The following is an 18,701-nucleotide window of genomic DNA, read 5'->3' as shown; positions in this document are numbered from 1 at the left end:
TAAGGGTGTTTCCCACATTAACCCGCTATCGTGTAAATGTCAAGCCGACAATAAGGCAGGTCGATAGTGAGAACCGGTACGGCCGAAGCGATCCCGGCGACGACGGTGACGGTGGACATGGCGGTCTTCACCGTCGCCGACGGCGAGTTCAAGGTACTGCTGATCCGACGCGGCAAACCGCCCTTCGAGGGCGCCTGGGCGCTGCCGGGCGGCTTCCTGGAGTCCACGGAGGACCTGGACGCGGCGGCGCGCCGCGAACTGGTGGAGGAGACCGCGCTGACCTCCGATCGGGTCCACCTGGAACAGTGCGGTGTGTACAGCGCCCCGGACCGCGATCCGCGCACCCGGGTCGTCACCGTCTCCTATCTGGCGTTGGTGCCGTCCCCGCCCACGGCTGTGGCCGGTGGCGACGCCGCCGGAGTGCGATGGCACGCGGTGTCCTGGGTGGCCGCGAACCGGGAGGCGCTGGCCTTCGACCACGACCGCATCGTCCTGGACGCCGCCGACAAGGCCCGCGCGAAACTCGAACACACCACGGTGGCCGCGGCGTTCTGTCCGCCGGAGTTCACCATCTCGCAGCTGCGCGAGGTCTACGAGATCGTGTGGGACGAGCGGCTCGACCAGGGCAACTTCCACCGCAAGATCGGCAAGGTCCCGGATTTCCTGGTGCCCACCGGAACCAGCACCACCCGCGGTGGCCGTCCGGCGGCGCTGTACCGGGCCGGGTCGGCGGCACGACTGCGGCCGCCGCTGTACCGGGGCACCTTAGCGCTGACGTCCGGCGGTCAGGAATCGCGCGACGGCGGATCCGGGGTCGGGTCCAGGAACACGAAACTGATCTGCGGGAACCGTTGCCGCAACCGGCGTTCGGCGCTGTCGCTGTCGTCCTCGATGGACGCGCCGCTGGCGGTGTCGGCGAAGTCGACCTTCGCGGCGACGAAGATCTGGCTCGGTCCCAGGTGGATGGTGTACAGCTCCCGCACGTGCTTGATCGTGGGAACCGCCAGCAGTTCCTCCGTGATGAGGTCCCGCATCCGGGGCGGCACCGACTGTCCGATCAAGAGCGACTTGTTGGCCGCCGCCAGCACCACCGCGACCACCAGCAGCAGCACCCCGATGACCATGGACGCGACCCCGTCGTAGACGGGGCTGCCGGTCAGTTCGGTGAGGCCCAGCCCCGCGCCCGCGATCACCAGCCCGGCCAGCGCCGCGATGTCCTCCAGCACCACGGCCTTGACCGAGGTGTCCGGGGTGAGCTTCAAGAACGTCCACGGCGACACCTTCAGCCGTCGCGACTCGCTCAGCGTCTGCTTGAGCCCCTTGGCCAGCGAGACGCTCTCCAGTCCGAAGGAGATCGCCAGCACGATGTACGACACCAGGTAGTCGCCGGGCGGCTCGTCGGCGGTGATCTCGTTGAACCCGTGGGTGATGGAGAAACCGCCGCCGACGATGAAGGTGAAGGTGGCGGCCATGAACGCCCAGAAGTACGCCTCCCGGCCGTACCCGAAGGGGTGGCGTTCGTTGGGGCCTCGGGAGCCGCGCCGCAGCGCGATGTACAGGAACACCTCGGTCATCGTGTCGGCGACGGAATGTGCCGCCTCGGACAGCATCGCCGCCGAACCGCTGAGCAGCCCCGCGACCGCCTTGGACACCGCGATCGCCAGGTTCATCAGCAGCGCCACGATGACGGTGCCCAGGGTCTCCGACTCGGGTGCCTCGGGGATCGTCTGTCCTGTCGTCACCGCAAGGACATTACGGCGTGACCGGCGCGGACGCGGGGATTCGTCGAGGTGGGTGCAAGATGGTCCGGTGACCTCGGTGTACAAGAACGCGCAGGGCCGCGACACGATCCAGCGGTGGTGCCGGGACCGGCTGGCCGCGTGGAGCGTGCCGCACGAAGCGACCACGGTCGCCACCAGCTGCGGCGACACCCACGTCCTGTCGGTCGGGGAGGCCGACAGCACCGTCGTGTTCGTACCGGGCACCACCATGAACGCCGCGGCCTGCCTGCCGTGGATCGAGGCGCTGTCACAGCGGCACCGGGTGTTGACAGTGGACGTACCCGGGCAGCCGGGTCTCAGCGCCGACGAGCGGCCCCGCCGGGGCCGGTCGGCCTGGTACGCCCAGATGCTCGCCGAGGTCCTGGACGCGACTGTGGACACCGCGATCGTGGTCGGCAACTCGCTGGGAGCCGCCATCGCGCTGGCCTGCGACTCGCCCCGCATCAGCGGACGGGTGCTGGTGTCGCCGGGCGGCGTCATCCGGCTGGCGGTGAGTCCGTCGCTCATGTGGCGCTCGACCGCGTGGCTGCTGGCGCCGGGCCCGCGAACCACCACCCGACTGCTGGAGCGGTTCCTGGCGCCCGGACAGACACCGCCACCGACCGAAGTGGAGTGGATGACGCTGGTGGCCCGGTACTGCCGCTCCACACTGGCGCCGCCACCGTTGCCGAGCCGGCTGCTGGCCGACCGGGCGAGGACACCGTGCCTGGTGTCGGTCGGCGAGTTCGACAGGTTCCTGTCCCCGGCGCGGCTCGCGAAGCCCGTGGCGGCGCGGCTGGGGGTCGAGCTTCGCGTCTGGCCCGGCCTGGGGCATCTGACCACACCCGACCGGGTGTTCGAGGTCGCCGAACTCGTCGACGAACTGGTCTAAACGGCCGCCAGCTCGATCTCGCGCGTCGTCCGCAACGGCGACAGCACGATCCACAACAGCGACAGCAGTGTCCCGGCGCCGACGATCCACAGGGTCGTGCGCAGGTCGGTCACAGTCGCGATGAGACCACCGGCGAGGCTGCCCAGCGGCATGGTGCCCCAGATCATGAACTCCATGGTGGCCCCGACGCGTCCATAAAGGTGCTCCGGGCACAGCAGCTGCCGGATGCTGGAGCGCATCACGCTCAAGGTGATGATGGAGAAGCTGACCATGAAGCCCGCGACGACGGCGACGCTGAGCCCCCAGCCCGGCAGCGTGAACGGGAACAGCGCGAACCCCACCGCGAAACACACCGCGGCGGCCACCGCGGCGCGGACGTTGCCGAGCCGTCGCGCGATGCGGGACGTCACGAAACCCGACAGCACCGCGCCCAGCAGGCCCGACATTCCCAACAGGCCGATGACCCCGGCCGACAGCCCGAACTCCCGCACCAGGAACGTGATCCAGACGGCGTCGTGCACGGCTTGGAAGAACACGGTGCACACCGACAGGCCCGCCAGGGCGCGCAACAGCGGATGCCCCACCACGAACCGCCAGCCCTCGGCGATGTCGCGGCGCAGGTGCGGCGGGTTGTCCTGTCGCGGAACGGTTTCGACCTTGCGGATGCCGCGCAGCCACAGCGCCGACCACACGAAACTGGCCGCGTCGACGGCGATGGCGATCGGCGCCGTGAGCCACTGGATGACGAAGCCGCCGCCACCGCTGGTCAGCACCGCGGCCATCGACAGGTTCGTGGCCAGCTTGGCGTTGGCGTCGACGAGGTCCTCCTTCGGCAGCAGCCGGGGCAGGTAGGTGGTGGCGGCGACGCCGAAGAACACCTTGCCGATCCCGGCCAGCAGCGAGACGACGAACAACTGGGTCAACGTCAAAACCCCGGCCAGATAGGCGATCGGGATCGACGCGAGCACCGCCGCGCGTCCCAGATCGGCGGCGATGAGGACGCCCCGGCAGCGAATCCGGTCCATCCAGGCCCCCGCGACCAGACCGAGGACCAGCCAGGCCAGGGTCTCCAAGGTCCGCAGCAGCGCGACCTCCAACGGGGTCGCGTCCAGGGTCAGCAGTGCCAACAGTGGCAACGCCAGCATGCTCAACCGGGTGCCGACGGTGCTGAGCGCGTCGGCGGCCCATACGTTGCGGAAGTCGCGGTTGCGTCGCAGCAGGCCGGTGGGGGTTTCGGTCATGTAGCCTCGCTCGTCCGGGGAAACTTGAGTGTGGGTCGCTCAAGAAATTGGGTTGAGCCTAGGGGACTCAACTTTTGGAGTCAGCGGTTTGTGCGCTACATCACCGGTAGCCGCGGGCCGCGGCAGCGGCGGGCACAATGGCCGCCATGACCTTGCGGCAGCTGTCCGGACGAGCGTGGTGGTACCCGGCCGACCCCGACCCGGCGAAGGTGCGCGGCGGTGTCGGCGTCATCGCCGACCCGGACGGCAGCACCGTCGTGGACGCGGGCCAAAGCCCCGCGCATGCCCGACAGGTCCAGGCGGCGATCGCCGAGGCCGGACTGCCCGCCGCGCGGCGGCTCGTCTACACCCACCACCACTGGGACCACACCTGGGGCGCTTGTGCCTGGGACGACGTCGAGATCATCGGCCACGACTCGGGTGCGGCGCTGTTGGCCAACGAGGCCCGGCGGCCCTGGAGCCACGAGTACCTGGCCGAGCAGATGAAGGCCGATCCGTTGCTGGAACCCAGTTTCAGCGCTCGCGCCGCCGCCATGGACGGCTGGGACGACTTCACGATCGTGCCGCCGCACACGACGTTCAGCGACTCGCTGTGGGTGCCCGGCGGCATCGAGGTCCGCCACGTCGGCGGCCAGCACACCGTCGACTCGACCATCGTCATCGACCGCGAGTCCTCGGTGGCCTTCCTTGGCGACTGCTTCTACCCGCCGCCGTACCACCTGCGCCAGCCCGGCGACACCCACGACGTCGGCATGATCCGCGCACTGCTCGCCGAGAACCTCGAGTGGTACGTGGACAGCCACAGTGAGCCCAGGCGCCGCTCCAGCATCGCGGCATAATCCGCTGGCCGCTGGCCGCTGGCCGCTGGCCGCTGGCCGCTGGCCGCTGGCCGCTGGCCGCTGGCCGCTGGCCGCTACGCGCGCTTGCCCGCCTCCATGCGTTCCCACGCTGTGGCCAGCCGATCGACGGCCTCGGTCAGCACGTCCTCGGCGAATGTGAACGGCAGCCGGATCCACGCACCGAAGGCCCCAGCCGCGTCGTCGTCGCCCGCGACCTCGCTCGCGGCTCCGGCCGTCACCTCGACGCCGTGCCGCAGCGCCACGTGGGCGAAGTCGGCCGCGTCGGTGTCCGGCAGTTCGATCCACAGCGCTGAGCCGCCGTCGGGGTCCCGCCAGCGCCAGGACGGCAACCGTCGCGACAGCAACCGCCGCAACAGGTCCAGCCGTCGCGACAGCAGCTCGGCGTGCTCGCGCGACAGGTCGTCCCAGCGAGGCAGCAGCCGCGCCGCCACCGCCTGGTCGATGACGGGACAGCCCAGGTCGGCCAGCGCCTTGAGCCGGGCCAGCCGTCGCACCAGGTCCGCATCGGCTCGCGCCCAACCGATCCGCAGCCCCGCCCACACCGTCTTGGTCAGCGACCCGACCGACACCACCGTCGAGCCCTCCGGTGCGAAGGCCGCCAGCGGTGACGGCGGCTCCACCCCGATGGTCGAGCAGTAGGCGTTGTCCTCCACGACCGGAACCCCATGCCGGGCACACAGATCGGCGATCCAGCGCCGTCGCGGCGCCGACATCAGGGTGCCGGTGGGATTGTGGAACGTCGGCATCAGGTACACCAGGTCCGGACGGTGCCGCTGGATCGCCTCGGCCAGCTCCTGGATCCGCATCCCCTCCTCGTCCAGCCGCACCCCCACCAGCCGGGCACCCGCCTCCCGCAACACATCCAGACAGCCCGGCCAGTTCGGCGCCTCCACGATCACCGTCGATCCCCTGCGGACGAACAACCGCACCGCCAGTCCCAGCGCCTGGGTCGCGCCCGTGGTCACCACGATCTGCTCGGCCGTCGTCGGCAGTCCACCGTCGCCGTAGTGCGCCGCGATCGCCTCGCGCAGCTCCCGCAACCCGTGCGGGTGGTACCCGGTGTCGGCCAGCAGTCGCGGCAGGTCCGCCCCCGCGACGTCCAGCAGCGCGTCCCGCACCGCCGAGCTGCCGGTGCCCATCGCCCGCGACAGCGAGATCACCTCGGCCGGTTCGTCCACCAGTCGCTCGAAGATGGACGCCGCGGTACCGCCCGCCACCCGTCCGTCCGTTGTGGTGGGACGAGTCCGGGCCGCCGGTCGCACCGTGGTGCCGCTGCCACGAGCGCTGCTGGCCACCTCGCGGCGCCGCAGTTCCCGGTAGGCCGCCACCACGGTCGAGCGGCTCAACGCCAGCGTCGCCGCCAGCGCCCGCTCGGCGGGCAGCCGGTCACCGATCGCCAGGTCACCGGCCTCGGCCAGCTCCTGGATCGCGTCGGCCAGTGCCAGGTACAGCGGCCGGTCCGCACCCGCCCAGGTCCCCAGCAGCTCGGCGAGCGCCCCGGCCTCCCAAGAACGGTCCACTTTCAGCCCGATTGGATCGAGAACATCGCGGTCATGGCCGGAAGACTACGTCCACAAGCCCATTGACGTGAAGGAAGACCCATGACCCACCTGCTCACCGCGATCGGTGACCTGACCCTGGCCCGAACCCGCGAGGAGGCCGGACGACACGAATACGACGGCCTGGTACAGGACCTGTCACCAACCGGCGTCAAACGCGACCTCGACGCCCTCGTCACCGCCGACAACCCCGCCGTCGACCCGCACGACCGGGCCCAGCTGGAGGCCGCCCGGCACCGGCTGCGGGTGCGGTTCGGCGAGCTGGAACTGCACCGCCGCGACCCCACGCTCCACCTCGAGAACCTGGAGACCTTCTGCTACCAGCGCGACTACGCCGAGGCCGGGCACCGCGCCGAAGCCACCCGCCGCCACCTCGACGCCTGGCCGCAGGCCGTGGACGCCGCGATCGCCTCCCTGGACCGGGTTCCCGCGCCCGTGGCCGCCGCCGCCATCGAACCGGCCCGCTCGCTGGCCTCCTATGTGCCCGACGGCGACAGCCGCGCCGCGGCGGCCCTGGACCGCCTGGTCGCCCACCTCGAACACCTCGCCACCGACGGCGACCCCGAGGTCGCGATCGGCGGCGCCGCCCTGGCCCGGCTGGCCGGAGCCGACGAGGCCGTCGACGTCGACCTCACCTCGCTGGCCGACCGCGCCGAGACCGAACGCGAAACCTGGTGGCAGCACCTCACCGAAGCCTGCCGCCGCATCGACCCCAACGCCCCGGTCGCCGACACCATGGCCGCACTGCTCGACGACCACCCGTCCGCCGCCGAGCTGCTGGCCGAGACCACCTCCCTGGTCGACCAGGTCATACAGTGGACGAACGACCGCGGGCTGCTGCCCCCGGTCGACGGCGAGTGCTCCGTCCGCGCCACCCCGGCCTCGCAGGGCTTCCAGGTCGCCGCCATGTACGCCACCGCCCCGCACGAACCCGACGCCGCCAGCTGGTTCTGCGTCACCCCACCGGATCCCGGCTGGCCCGAAGCGCGGCAACGCGACTGGCTGCGCAACTACCACCGCAGCGGCCTGGCCAACATCGCGCTGCACGAGGTCGCCCCCGGCCACTTCGCGCACGCCCGCGCCCGTCGCCGCGCCGACGGCGACGTCCGCAAGACCCTCAACTCCACCGCCTTCACCGAAGGCTGGGCCCACTACATCGAACAGCTCGCCCTCGAAGAGGGCTACGCCGACGGCGACCCCCGCTTCGCCGCCAGCGTCGCCCGCGACGCGCTGCTGCGCGTCACCCGGCTCGCCTGCGTCATCGGCCTGCAAACCGGGACGATGAGCCTCGCCGACGCCGAGGACCGCTACCGCCGCGACACCTTCTGCGGCCCCGACACCGCCCGCGCCGCCGTCGGCCGGGTACTGCGCGACCCCACCACCATGGCCTACACCTGGGGAAAACTGGCCATCCTGGACCTGCGCGAGACCGCGAAACAACGCTGGGGCAACGACTTCAGCCTGCGCCGCTTCCACACCGCCCTGCTGGACCTGGGCGCGCCACCCATCGGCCTGATCTCTGACATCCTGTAAGGACAATCACAATGGACATGTCGCAGCTGTACCTGTTCATCGCCGCCTCCCTGGTGTTCGTCGCCGTGCCCGGCGCCAACACCGTCTACATCGTCACCTGCGCCATCGACCAGGGGCGGCGCGCCGGAATCCTGTCGGCCGTCGGCGTCGAGACCGGCACCCTGGTGCACGTCGCGATCGCCGTGGCGGGCCTGGCAGCCGTGGTGGCCGCGTTCCCGCTGGCGCTGACCGCCATCAAGATCGCGGGCGGCGCCTACCTGCTGTACCTGGGGATCCGGGTGCTGCGCCGCCGATCCACCGCCGAGGAGCCGATGCGGGCGGCCCCCTCGTCGTGGCGGGTGTTCCGTGACGGCCTGGTCGTCAACGTCCTCAACCCCAAGGTGGCGCTGTTCTTCCTGGCCTTCCTGCCGCAGTTCGTTACCGCGCAGTCCGCCGCCCGCCCGCAGATGCTGCTGCTGGGCTGCGTGTTCTTCGCGCTGGCCCTGCTGCTGGACCTGATCTACGCCGTCGCCGGTGGCGCCCTGGGCGGCTGGCTGTCGCAACGTCCCCGGGTCCGCGAAGGCCAGCGCTACGCCGTGGCGGCCGTCTACCTCGTGCTCGGCGGCTGGGCCAGCCTCGCCGGAGTCACCTGAAAACCCGCTGAGCCCACTTCAGTGCCCCTTCAGGACCGACGCGGTTCGTCCGCCACTGACGGCAAAGCCGCCCGCGACCTGAGTCGCGGGCGGCTTCGATATCCAGCTTGATGCGGCGTTCAGAACGCCGGATCGTGCGTCTTACAGGGGCTTGACGTTCTCGGCCTGCGGGCCCTTCTGGCCCTGCGTGACCTCGAACTCCACCTTCTGTCCTTCGGACAGCTCGCGGTAACCCTGAGTCTGAATGGCGGAGAAGTGGACGAAGACGTCCGGTTCGTTGCCATCACGCTCGATGAATCCAAAACCCTTTTCGGCGTTGAACCACTTGACCGTGCCGTTTGCCATGCTAAGTACTCCTTGTAGCTTCCCGTGTTCCTTCTCCGGGCAGCATCAACAGCCCGCGAAAACGGGCTACCGGTGATTTGGGAGAGAGAACTGTCGAAAAGCCTGTCTATTTCGTAAATCTTCCGGCCAAGCGGTTGCTGATGGCCTTCATGAGCCATCTCCGCGTTTTGCTGAGCCTGCCCACGGCACCCACTGTACGGGGTCCAGATTCGATTGTCGCCGGGGGCCGCACTCCGACACGGCGATTACCGCCACATTCGCCGTTCTTTTGGCTGCGGCGCCCCGGCGAGAGATCTGGCTTACACCACGGATCCGGCGTGAGCGTATGCTCAGGCTCCCGAAATCCCTGACCGCGAGGACGGCAAGCCCGAAGTGAACACCGATCAACAGGCCCCCAGCTCGATTCCCCCGTCGGTCTTCCTGAGCCACCTGCGCAGCGGTGGCCTGTTCACCCGCGTCATCAACCAGCGCATCGCCGCGGTGTTCGCCTCGGTGGCGTACCGGTTCCGGCTGCACCCCACGGTGCTGACGCTGGTCGGGTTCGTCCTCAGCCTCGCCGGTTCGGGTGTCGTCATCGCGGCGGCCCCGACGCTGCCGGACTCCGGGATCGGCTGGCGGATCGGCGTGGCGGTGCTGGCGTTCGTCGCCTGGCAGGCCGCCTACAGCCTCGACTGCGCCGACGGGCAGCTGGCCCGCGTCACCAAGACCACCAGCCCCGAGGGCGCCAAGATCGACATCCTGTGCGACATCTTCACGCAGGTCTTCTTCGTCGCGGCGGTCGCCTCGGTGGCGCTGGCGTTCTACCCCGACCTGTCGCCGGTGTTCGCAGTGGGCTTCGGCGCCGTGTGGATGACCTCGGCCACCATCGCCGTGCTCGACAAGGGCGGCGAGGACGTCAGCCTGATCTCCTCGGAGTCGCTGCCGATCCTGCTGGCCAAGGCGATCCGCGACTACGGCACCGTCATCACCGCGGTCTGCCTGCTGGTGGCGGTGTGGCCGTCGGGAATGCTGTGGTTCGTGTTGTTCTACGCCGCGCTCAACGGGCTGTATCTGCTGGTTCTCATCGCTCGAACCGCGTCGCGCAGCATGAAAAACGCTCGCTAGCCTGGTTACGTGACTGAAGTACCTACTGCCAGGTCTTATGCCGTCAAGACCTACGGCTGCCAGATGAACGTCCACGACTCCGAACGCATCGGCGGCCTGCTGGAGGACGCGGGCTACGTCCCCGCCGCCGACACCGGCGAGGCCGACGTGGTCGTGTTCAACACCTGCGCGGTGCGGGAGAACGCAGACAACCGGCTGTACGGCAACCTCGGTCACCTGCGCCCCCAGAAGGTCGCCAAACCCGGCATGCAGATCGCCGTGGGCGGCTGCCTGGCCCAAAAGGACCGCGGCGACATCGTCAAGAAGGCGCCCTGGGTCGACGTCGTGTTCGGCACCCACAACATCGGCTCGCTGCCGGTGCTGCTGGAACGCGCCCGCCACAACGCCCGCGCCGAGGTGGAGATCCTGGAAGCCCTGGAGGTGTTCCCGTCCACTCTGCCCACCAAACGGGAGTCGACCTACGCGGGCTGGGTGTCGATCTCGGTGGGCTGCAACAACACCTGCACGTTCTGTATCGTGCCGTCGCTGCGCGGCAAGGAGAAGGACCGCCGCCCCGGCGAGATCCTGGCCGAGGTCCGCGCCCTCGTCGACGAGGGCGTGTCCGAAGTGACACTGCTGGGCCAGAACGTCAACTCCTACGGCGTCGAGTTCGGCGACAAACTCGCCTTCGGCAAACTGCTGCGCGCCTGCGGCGAGATCGACGGCCTGGAGCGGGTCCGGTTCACCAGCCCGCACCCCAAGGACTTCACCGACGACGTCATCGACGCGATGGCCGAGACCCCCAACGTGTGCCACCAGCTGCACATGCCGTTGCAGTCCGGCTCGGACACGGTCCTGAAGGGAATGCGCCGCTCCTACCGGCGCGAGAAGTACCTGGGCATCATCGACAAGGTGCGCGCGGCCATGCCCGACGCGGCCATCACCACCGACATCATCGTCGGCTTCCCCGGCGAGACCGAGGCCGACTTCGAGGACACACTGGACGTCGTGCGCAAGGCCCGGTTCTCCGGTGCCTTCACGTTCCAGTACTCGATCCGGCCCGGCACCCCGGCGGCCACCATGGACGGTCAGGTCCCCAAACACGTGGTCCAGGAACGCTACGAGCGGCTGATCGCGGTACAGGAGGAGATCTCCTGGGACGAGAACAAGAAGCAGATCGGCCGCGAGGTCGAGGTGCTGGTCGCCGTCGGTGAGGGCCGCAAGGACGCCGCCACCGGCCGGATGTCCGGCCGGGCCCGCGACGGCCGCCTGGTCCACTTCGACGCCACCGGTTTCGACGTCCGCCCCGGCGACGTCGTCACCACCACCATCACCGCCGCCGCCCCGCACCACCTCATCGCCGACGACCTGCTGACCGAGCACCGCCACACCCGGGCCGGAGACGCCTGGGAAGCCGGGAACACCCCCAAACTGCCCGGAGTGTCGCTGGGCATGCCCGGTCTGGGCGCGCCCCGGCCCGCCGCCCAGGAGCAGGACGCCTGCTGCGGCGGACACTGACCGAAAGGGTCCCCGACGTGCGGATCGACCTGTTGGGCCCGTTGCGAATCCTCACCGGTGACCGGGAACTGCCGATCTCGGGCGCCCGGCTGCGGGGCCTGCTGACGCTGCTGGCGCTGCACGCCGGGAGACCGGTGACGGCCGAACGGATCGCGGACGCGCTGTGGACCGGCGAGGCGCCCAGCGCCAACACCGTCCAGTCGCTGGTGTCGCGGCTGCGTGGCGTGCTCGGCGACCGCGAACTCATCGAATCCGGGCCCGGCGGCTACCGGCTGGCGATCGATCAATCGCATGTGGACATCCACGCCTTCGAGGAGCTCGCGGCCACCGGCCGGGGCGCCTTGTCCGGCAAGGACTTCGCGACGGCGGCTCCCGCGCTGCGACAGGCACTGGCGTTGTGGCGTGGCGAACTGGGCGAACTGTCCGCCGTCGACGACCGGGCCGCGGTGCGGGCGCTGACCCTGCGCGAGGAGGCCCGCGACGACCTCGCCGACGCCGAACTCGCGCTGGGAAACGCCGCCACGATCCTGGCCGAACTGCGCGAACGCGCCGCCGCGCAGCCGTTCCGGGAACGCGTGCAGGCACAGTTGCTGCGGGCGCTGGCCGCCACCGGCGCGTACGCCGAAGCCCTGTCCCGCTTCGAGACCGTCCGGGAACGGCTCGCCGACGAACTCGGCGTCGACCCCGGCCCGGCGCTGACCGAGGCGCACCTGGCGGTGCTGCGCGCCGAGAGCCAACCGGCCAAACCCGGCAACAACCTCCCGGCGCCGCTGACCAGCTTCATCGGCCGCGACGCCGACGTGGTGGCGCTGGAGGACGCGCTGTCGACCGACCGCCTGGTCATGGTGACCGGTCCCGGCGGTTGCGGCAAGACCCGGCTGGCCGTCCACGTCGCGCACCGGCTCGCCGACACCATGGACGTCCGGATGGCGGAACTGGCGCCGGTCACCGAGGGCAGCGAGGTGCCGCACACGGTCGTGACCGCGATGGGCCTGCACGAGGCCGCGGCCGGTTTCGGCGCCACCGTCACCGGCTTCACCGACCCGATCGACCGGATCGCCGCGGCCATCCGCGACCAGCCCTGGCTGCTGGTCATCGACAACTGCGAACACCTGCTGGACGCGGTGGCCGGGCTGGCGTCGCGGCTGTTGACCCGCTGCCCCCGGTTGCGGATCCTCGCCACCAGCCGGGAACCGCTGCGCATGACCGGCGAGGTCATCCGCCCGGTCCGGGCACTGCCCTACCCCTACGAGGACGTCAGTCTCGCCGAGGCCGCGAAGTACCCGGCGGTGCGGCTGCTGGCCGAACGCGGCCACGCCGCCAACGCCGCGTTCACACTGGACACCGGCAACCTGACCGACGTCGTGGAGATCTGCCGCCGCCTCGACGGCCTGCCGTTGGCCATCGAACTGGCCGCGGCCCGACTGCGGGCCCTGACCCCGCACCAGTTGGCGGTGCGGCTGGGGGAGCGGTTCCGGCTGTTGACCGGCGGCGACCGCACCGCGCTGCCCCGGCAGCGGACCCTGCGCGCGGTCGTCGACTGGAGCTGGGACATCCTCGACAAACCCGAGCGGCTGCTGCTGGCCCGCATGTCGGTGTTCGTCGGCACCATGACCCTGGAGTCCGTCGAGGCGGTGTGCGGCGACGAACTCGACGAGACCGCCTACACGCTGGCCTCGCTCGTCGACAAGTCGCTGGTCTCGCTCGTCGGCGAGCGCTACCGGATCCTGGAGACCATCCGCGAGTACGGCTCCGAGAAACTCGCCGCGATGGGGGAGTCGACGGCGCTGCGCCGTCGGCACGCCGAACACTTCACCGTCCTGGCCGAACAGGCCGACGCGAACCTGCGCGGCCACGACCAGGTCCGCTGGCTGGCCCGGTTGACCACCGACCACGACAACATCATCGCCGCGGCCCGGCGCGACATCGGCGACGGGAACGTCGACCGGCCCGCCCGGGTGGTGTCGGCGATGCTGTGGTTCTGGTGGCTGCGCGGCCAGCACGCCGAGGCCATCGACCTGGCCGAACAGGTGCTGGCGATGCCGGGCGAACCGGAGCCGAGGCAGGCCGCCCTGGTCCGGGTCGCGTCCACCTTCGGGCTGTTCGACATGGACATCTCGCTGGCCGAGGCCCGCGGCCGGGTCCTGGAGGCCCTGGCGATCCGCGACGCCAACGGCGTCACCGACCCGCACCCGTTCCTGCGGATGCTGGAGCTGATGGCCGAGACGATGGGCGGCAGCCCGCTCCGCATGATCCGGCTGGTGCACCGACTGAACGAAGACCCGGACCCCTGGATCCGCGCCAGCGCGATCAGCTTCCGCGCCAACGTCCTGCTCAACTCCGGCCGCGTCGCGCGCGCCGAACGGCTGTTCCGTCGCGCCGTCGAGCTGTACCGGCGGGTGGGGGACCGCTGGGGCCTGGCGGTGGCCGCTTCCGCGCACGTCGAGGTCGCGGCGCTGCGCGAGGACCCGACCGAGGCGCGCGAGCTCATCGAACTGGCGGTGCGCACCGAATCCGAGTTCGGCATCCACCCCGGCAAGTCCCACATCAGCACCCGGCTCGAGTACTTCGTGCTGCGCGACACCGACCCGTGGGAGAAACTGCGGGAACTGGAAGCCGAGATCGAAGCCTGCCACCGGATCGGCAACTTCGAGATGACCGGGTACATGCACCTGCTCGCGGCACAGTACCTGCGTCTGACCGGCGACCCCGACGCCGCGCTGGCCCACCTGAACACCAGTAGGACCATCCTGGCCCCGCATCTGGCGGCGATGAAGGACCGGGGCGGCGGGCCACCGGACCTGCCGTCGCTGCTGCGCATCGTCGAAGCCCGGTTCAGCCTGGACCACGACCGGCTCGACGAGACCGAGACCCTGCTGGCCGAAACACTGTCGATGGCCCTGCGTGTCGGCGAGGCGCAACTGATCGGCCGGATCCTGGAGACCGAGGCCGAACTGCTGCTGCGACGCGGCGACCACGACACCGCCGCACGGCGACTGGGTCAGGCCGAGCTGGCCCGCGGCACCAGGAACGCCTCGTCCCCGGACGTCGCCCGCACCGAATCCCGGCTGCGGGAAGTACTGGGCGACAACAGGTTCCGCGAGCTCTACGACCGGAGCCGCACGGGTTCGCGCACCGGGTTGTTCGCGGAACTGCGGGAATCCTGACGGACCGTCAGCGTTGCTGGCGCAGCACTTTCAGCATCCACAGCGCGCCCAGGATGCAGATGATGACGCCCAGGATCATGGCGGGCAGGTACTTCGTCGCGCACAACAGCAGTCCGCCGACGGTGACGGTCGCCGAGACGATGATCTCCGGCGAGGCCGGTTCGAAGCGCCGCAGCGGCCCCAACGGCACCGTGCCCCACGAAACCCGCCGGACGCTGCGGATGATGAGGATGCCCAGCAGGTAACCGGCCGGGGCGTCGGTGAGCCAGTGCAGCCCCATGTACGTCTGCGTGAACCCGACCACGACCGGCGGCCCGACGAGCAGGAAGATCCGCAGCCAGCGCGGCAGGGCAGCGCCGATGACGAGCACGGCCAGCCCGAACCACACGATGGTGTTGGCGGCGTGCCCGGACGGGTAGGCGGTGCCGGCGCCGATGTAGGTGAACAGCTCCAGCTTCTCCGGGTACTGCTCGATGACACCGATCTTGGCGCCGGGCTGGGACAGCATCCGGCCGAAGCCGTGCTTCATGAGGAAGATGATGCCCAGCGGCAGGTACGCCACCGTGTACATGAGGAGCGGACGGATGCTCTTGTACCGCACCGCGCACCACAGGGTCACGAGCAGCACCATCGGTGCGACGACCCGGCCGGCGCCCAGGTGGTTGAGGACCCGCGTCACCCAGTCGAGCCACAGCATCCGGTTGTCGTGCAGGAAGACCCGCACGGCCTCGTCCAGCTCGGTCAGCGGCGACTGGAACAACAGCATCACCGTGATGACCACGAACCCCACGGCGCACAGGATGTCCGGCAACCAACTCTTCGGTGCCTTTCCGAACGGTTCCCACTTGTCCTGTTTTATCGGCCAGGTGCGTTCGGCGAAAGCGGCCGAATTCCAGAAGGTGTTGTGAGCCCATTTCCGGATCTGTACCATCCGGCTTTGCTTTGACCCCTTACCCGCCGTGTCTGTCTCATGGGACACGGCGAGGGTCGGCTCATGGTGGGATGGCATCCTAGCCATCGTGGCACCGCTGTCGCCGTTGAACAACTTAATCCCTTACCGTGCGATCACGTGTAGTGCAATTGTTATGTGTGTGGACATTGCCCGTGACGTTTCACCGGAACATCGCCCCGAACCTGTCAATGAAAGACGCTAACAGTGGCTTTCGGGTTGACTTTCGGCTACTGCGGGTTTAACCGGGGGAGCGTAGCCCATGAAATCGGGCCAACAACACGGTTCGGTCGTCCTCGGTACTGGGGGAAGTCTCCATGATGCGGTCGCACACCTCCTCGTCCGCGTGTCGGGTCCGCAGGTGCCGGACCAGCTCGGCGATGCCGTCGTCCAGCGCCTGGTGCCGTGATTCCACGACACCGTCGCTGTACATCAGCAGCCGGGTGCCGGGCGGCGTCTCGACGGCGGCAGCCTGGTACTCGGCCTCGGTCAGGGCACCCAGCAGCGGGCCCGGACCCACCTCCAGTATCTCCGCCACCCCATCGGTGGTGGCGAGCACCGGGGGAGGATGACCCGCACGGGCGATGACACAGTTGTGGTTGACCGGGTCGTACAGGACGTAGACGCAGGTCGCGGTGATGTCGGTGCCGAAGTCGAAGGCCAGTTCGTTGAGCCGGGTCAGCAGCACCGACGGCTCCAGGCCGATGTGCGCCAGGGTGCGCACCGCGGTGCGGTACTGCCCCATCGCGGCCGCCGCCGTGATGCCGTGCCCGGCGACGTCGCCCACGACCAGGGCCACCCGGTGGCCCGGCAGCGTGATCATGTCGAACCAGTCGCCACCGGCCCGCAGGTCGCTGCGGCTGGGCCGGTACCGGTAGGTCACCGAGACCTCGGGCCGCTCCGACAACCGCAGCGGCAGCAGACTGCGTTGCAGCGTCAGCGCGGTGTTCTTCTCGGTGCCGTACAGCCGCGAGTTGTCGATGCCCAGCGCGGTGCGTTCGGCGATCTCCCCGGCCAGCACCACGTCCTCCTCGTCGAAGGGTTTGCGCTTCCCGAACCGCACGAAGGTCAGCGCGCCGAGGGTGACGTCGCGGGCCCGCAGCGGCGCGATGATGACCGAGCGGGGCGCCAGCTGCCGGGCGGCCTGCTCGCGCTCGGGCTCCTTGGACAGCGCCTGCGCCTGCTCGATGCGGGGGTTGTCGACCTTCTGCGGCCGGTTGGACAGCAGCGCGTGCGCGAACACGTCGGTCTCGTAGGCGGGGCGGGGGTTGTCGACGTTGAGGAGCTTGTGGGACGCATCGGACGGTTCGCGGGCGGCGCCGCCGATCCGGCTGACCAGGGTGTCGGGGGTGGGGTGGTCGGGCGGCAGTTCACCGGCGACGATGCTGTGCACGACGTCCACCACCGCCATGTCGCAGAAGTCGCTGACCAGGATCTCGGTCAGTTTCTGCGCCGCCTTGCGGAAGTCGCGCAGCGTCGTGATCTGCGCGGCCCCGATCTCGCTGAGCAGCGCCAGCCGCGCGCCGGTGCGGGCCGAATCGATCATGGAGCGTTCCTGGGTGGTGATGTCCATGACCACGCCACACAGCCCCGCCGGACGGCCGGAGGACTCGGCGATCCGGTAGCACGACACCGACCAGGCCTGGTTGGTACCGGGTTCGGCGGTGGGGTGCCCGGCCACGTGCAGGTTCGTCACCGGCTCCCCGGTGCGGATCACGGCCTTGAGCAGCGCCTCGTAGGCGTCCATGTCGGTGGAGAAGACGATCTCGCGAAACCGGCGGCCCAGGTGGTCGACGATCGGGCGCCGGTTGAGCCGGGCCAGGGCCTCGTTGAGCGCCACGTACCGCAGCTCGGTGTCCATGATGACGAAACCGACGGTCGACTGCTGGAAGAACGCGTTGAGCAGCCCCAGTCCCACCTCGGCCTCGGCGTTCTCGGCGACGTCGACCACCAGCAGCAGCGTGTCGGGCGGTCCTGTGGGTTTGGGCAGTGGATGCCGGTAGACCTGCACCGCCCGGGTGCTGCCGTCGGAGCGGCGCAGCCGCCGGAACTCCGGCGCGGCGCCCGGCGGCCGGGACAGGTACTCGCGACTGTCGAAATAGGCCGACGTGCCGGAGACGACCTGCAGATCCCGGCCGATGATCTCGGTGTGCCGGAACCCGGTCAGGGTCTCGGCGTTGGGGCCGAAGTACGTGATGGTGCCGGTGGCGTCGACGATGACGGTGGCGATGCGCAACTCGCTGTTGAACAGCCGATGCATGCCGTCGCTCATGCGCATCGGCTCGTCGGCGAAGCCCCCGCTTCCCATCGGGGAATGATAACGCCGTCACGGCAGCACCACGTCCGATCAGGTCAACAGGTGCGCGCGCAACTCGTCGGTGCGCTGGAAGTCGATGGCGCGCGCGTACTTCTCCATACTGCCGAAGTGATTGTCGATATTGCGCAGCAGTCCGTACATGGCCTCGGCGTGCGGGTGCAGACCCTCGTTGGGGGACTTGCCGATCCTGGCGCGCCAGTCGTAGTAGCGGTGCATGCCCTCGCCGGTCAGGGCGTAGTCGGCGGCGATGTCGTCATCGGACACTCCCAGCAGCTTCAGCGCCACCGCGGCGGTGATGCCGGTGCGGTCCTTTCCGGCCATGCAGTGGAAGACCATCGGCGTGGCGGTGATCATCATGTTGAGCGTGTCGCGGATGGTGATGGCTCCGGTCTCGACCATCGCGGTGTAGCGCTCGACGAGGAACGGCACCGGGGACGGCTCCCGTCCGGCGTCGCGTTCGATGTTCTCCCAGCGGATGTGGCCGAGTTCGAGATTGTGGACCGCGACGCCCCGGTCTCCGGGGAAGGAAGCGGTGGCCGCGATCTCGGTGGGGCGGCGCAGGTCGACGACGGTCTTGACGCCGAGTTCGTCCACGATGTAGTCGATGTCCTCCGACGAGGCGTTGCCGAACTGGTCGGAACGGAACACCAGGCCGGTGCGAACCTTGCTGCCGCCCAGCGCGGCCAGGCCACCGAGGTCACGAAAATTGAAGATCGTTTCGAAGGGGATGAAACGCTCGCTGCCGTAATCCGCGTGAGGGCGCGTGAAAGTATTCATGGTGTGCCGTCGCTAAGGGGTCGCAGGGATGGGGAGCTGTCGACAGTCCGTGACTGACGTATACCAAA

The 18,701-nt window shown here is 69.6% G+C and carries 14 protein-coding genes and 1 pseudogene; 8 read left to right on the top strand and 7 right to left on the bottom strand.

Annotated features, from left to right (window positions below):
- Positions 1–117: 117 nt before the first annotated feature.
- Positions 118–723 (top strand): annotated as a pseudogene (locus SNAS_RS34250) (NUDIX hydrolase); the annotation flags it as partial.
- Positions 724–785: 62 nt separating this feature from the next.
- On the opposite strand, the gene SNAS_RS20600 reads toward SNAS_RS34250, so the two are convergent.
- Positions 786–1,742: a cation diffusion facilitator family transporter gene (locus SNAS_RS20600; RefSeq protein ID WP_013019398.1), complete on the bottom strand. Its 957-nt coding sequence runs from the start codon at positions 1,740–1,742 to the stop codon at positions 786–788.
- 67 nt (positions 1,743–1,809) lie between these two features.
- Between SNAS_RS20600 and SNAS_RS20595 the strand changes: the two genes are divergently transcribed.
- The gene (locus tag SNAS_RS20595; RefSeq protein ID WP_013019397.1) at positions 1,810–2,652 is read left to right on the top strand and encodes an alpha/beta fold hydrolase; all 843 of its coding nucleotides are present in this window, start codon (positions 1,810–1,812) and stop codon (positions 2,650–2,652) included.
- Here SNAS_RS20595 and SNAS_RS20590 read toward each other — a convergent pair.
- Positions 2,649–3,893 carry an MFS transporter gene (locus SNAS_RS20590; protein ID WP_013019396.1) on the bottom strand — a complete coding sequence of 415 codons (1,245 nt, stop codon included), beginning with the start codon at positions 3,891–3,893 and terminating at the stop codon, positions 2,649–2,651. The genes SNAS_RS20595 and SNAS_RS20590 overlap by 4 nt on opposite strands.
- A gap of 146 nt (positions 3,894–4,039) precedes the next feature.
- On the opposite strand from SNAS_RS20590, the gene SNAS_RS20585 reads away from it, so the two are divergent.
- Positions 4,040–4,732: an MBL fold metallo-hydrolase gene (locus SNAS_RS20585; RefSeq protein ID WP_211207209.1), complete on the top strand. Its 693-nt coding sequence runs from the start codon at positions 4,040–4,042 to the stop codon at positions 4,730–4,732.
- Between the two features lie 74 nt (positions 4,733–4,806).
- On the opposite strand, the gene SNAS_RS20580 is transcribed toward SNAS_RS20585, so the two are convergent.
- Positions 4,807–6,273: an aminotransferase-like domain-containing protein gene (locus SNAS_RS20580; protein ID WP_013019394.1), complete on the bottom strand. Its 1,467-nt coding sequence runs from the start codon at positions 6,271–6,273 to the stop codon at positions 4,807–4,809.
- A gap of 81 nt (positions 6,274–6,354) precedes the next feature.
- Between SNAS_RS20580 and SNAS_RS20575 the strand changes: the two genes are divergently transcribed.
- Both SNAS_RS20575 and SNAS_RS20570 read left to right on the top strand, forming a co-directional pair.
- The gene (locus SNAS_RS20575) at positions 6,355–7,845 is read left to right on the top strand and encodes a DUF885 family protein (protein ID WP_013019393.1); all 1,491 of its coding nucleotides are present in this window, start codon (positions 6,355–6,357) and stop codon (positions 7,843–7,845) included.
- Between the two features lie 11 nt (positions 7,846–7,856).
- Positions 7,857–8,477 carry a LysE family translocator gene (locus SNAS_RS20570; RefSeq protein ID WP_013019392.1) on the top strand — a complete coding sequence of 207 codons (621 nt, stop codon included), beginning with the start codon at positions 7,857–7,859 and terminating at the stop codon, positions 8,475–8,477.
- 141 nt (positions 8,478–8,618) lie between these two features.
- Here the strand turns inward: SNAS_RS20570 and SNAS_RS20565 are convergent, their stop codons facing one another.
- Entirely contained in the window at positions 8,619–8,822 is a 204-nt protein-coding gene (locus SNAS_RS20565; RefSeq protein WP_013019391.1) for a cold-shock protein, read from the bottom strand.
- Positions 8,823–9,194: 372 nt separating this feature from the next.
- Here SNAS_RS20565 and SNAS_RS20560 point away from each other — a divergent pair, with 372 nt between their 5' ends.
- Genes SNAS_RS20560 through SNAS_RS20550 form a run of 3 tightly spaced genes read left to right on the top strand, consistent with a single transcriptional unit; the run spans position 9,195 to position 14,590 of the window.
- Positions 9,195–9,926 (top strand): CDP-alcohol phosphatidyltransferase family protein, encoded by a 732-nt coding sequence (locus SNAS_RS20560; RefSeq protein ID WP_013019390.1) that lies wholly within the window; start codon positions 9,195–9,197, stop codon positions 9,924–9,926.
- Between the two features lie 9 nt (positions 9,927–9,935).
- On the top strand, positions 9,936–11,423 hold the full coding sequence (gene miaB / locus SNAS_RS20555; RefSeq protein ID WP_013019389.1) for a tRNA (N6-isopentenyl adenosine(37)-C2)-methylthiotransferase MiaB: 1,488 nt from the start codon (positions 9,936–9,938) through the stop codon (positions 11,421–11,423).
- A 17-nt stretch (positions 11,424–11,440) separates the two neighbouring features.
- The gene (locus SNAS_RS20550) at positions 11,441–14,590 is read left to right on the top strand and encodes an ATP-binding protein (RefSeq protein WP_013019388.1); all 3,150 of its coding nucleotides are present in this window, start codon (positions 11,441–11,443) and stop codon (positions 14,588–14,590) included.
- 7 nt (positions 14,591–14,597) lie between these two features.
- Here the strand turns inward: SNAS_RS20550 and SNAS_RS20545 are convergent, their stop codons facing one another.
- From SNAS_RS20545 to SNAS_RS20535, 3 genes are all read right to left on the bottom strand, one after another.
- Positions 14,598–15,401, bottom strand: a complete 804-nt coding sequence (locus SNAS_RS20545) for a phosphatase PAP2 family protein (protein WP_169313910.1) — start codon at positions 15,399–15,401, stop codon at positions 14,598–14,600.
- Between the two features lie 379 nt (positions 15,402–15,780).
- A complete protein-coding gene (locus SNAS_RS20540; protein WP_013019386.1) occupies positions 15,781–17,847 on the bottom strand; it encodes a SpoIIE family protein phosphatase in 2,067 nt (688 codons plus the stop codon).
- Between the two features lie 39 nt (positions 17,848–17,886).
- Complete coding sequence (locus SNAS_RS20535) at positions 17,887–18,633, bottom strand: tyrosine-protein phosphatase (RefSeq protein ID WP_013019385.1); 747 nt, start codon at positions 18,631–18,633, stop codon at positions 17,887–17,889.
- Positions 18,634–18,701: the final 68 nt, after the last annotated feature.

The organism is Stackebrandtia nassauensis DSM 44728 (assembly GCF_000024545.1).
Lineage (GTDB): Bacteria > Actinomycetota > Actinomycetes > Mycobacteriales > Micromonosporaceae > Stackebrandtia > Stackebrandtia nassauensis.
Note: the sequence above shows the minus strand (reverse complement) of the source record. Positions and strands in the feature narration are given on the sequence as shown.

What these genes read in the sequence shown, in the direction of transcription:
- SNAS_RS20565 (WP_013019391.1), bottom strand. Translation starts at nt 8,822, where the DNA reads ATGGCAAACGGCACGGTCAAGTGGTTCAACGCCGAAAAGGGTTTTGGA.
- SNAS_RS20585 (WP_211207209.1), top strand. Translation starts at nt 4,040, where the DNA reads ATGACCTTGCGGCAGCTGTCCGGACGAGCGTGGTGGTACCCGGCCGAC.
- SNAS_RS20570 (WP_013019392.1), top strand. Translation starts at nt 7,857, where the DNA reads ATGGACATGTCGCAGCTGTACCTGTTCATCGCCGCCTCCCTGGTGTTC.
- SNAS_RS20540 (WP_013019386.1), bottom strand. Translation starts at nt 17,847, where the DNA reads ATGGGAAGCGGGGGCTTCGCCGACGAGCCGATGCGCATGAGCGACGGC.
- SNAS_RS20535 (WP_013019385.1), bottom strand. Translation starts at nt 18,633, where the DNA reads ATGAATACTTTCACGCGCCCTCACGCGGATTACGGCAGCGAGCGTTTC.
- SNAS_RS20590 (WP_013019396.1), bottom strand. Translation starts at nt 3,893, where the DNA reads ATGACCGAAACCCCCACCGGCCTGCTGCGACGCAACCGCGACTTCCGC.
- SNAS_RS20575 (WP_013019393.1), top strand. Translation starts at nt 6,355, where the DNA reads ATGACCCACCTGCTCACCGCGATCGGTGACCTGACCCTGGCCCGAACC.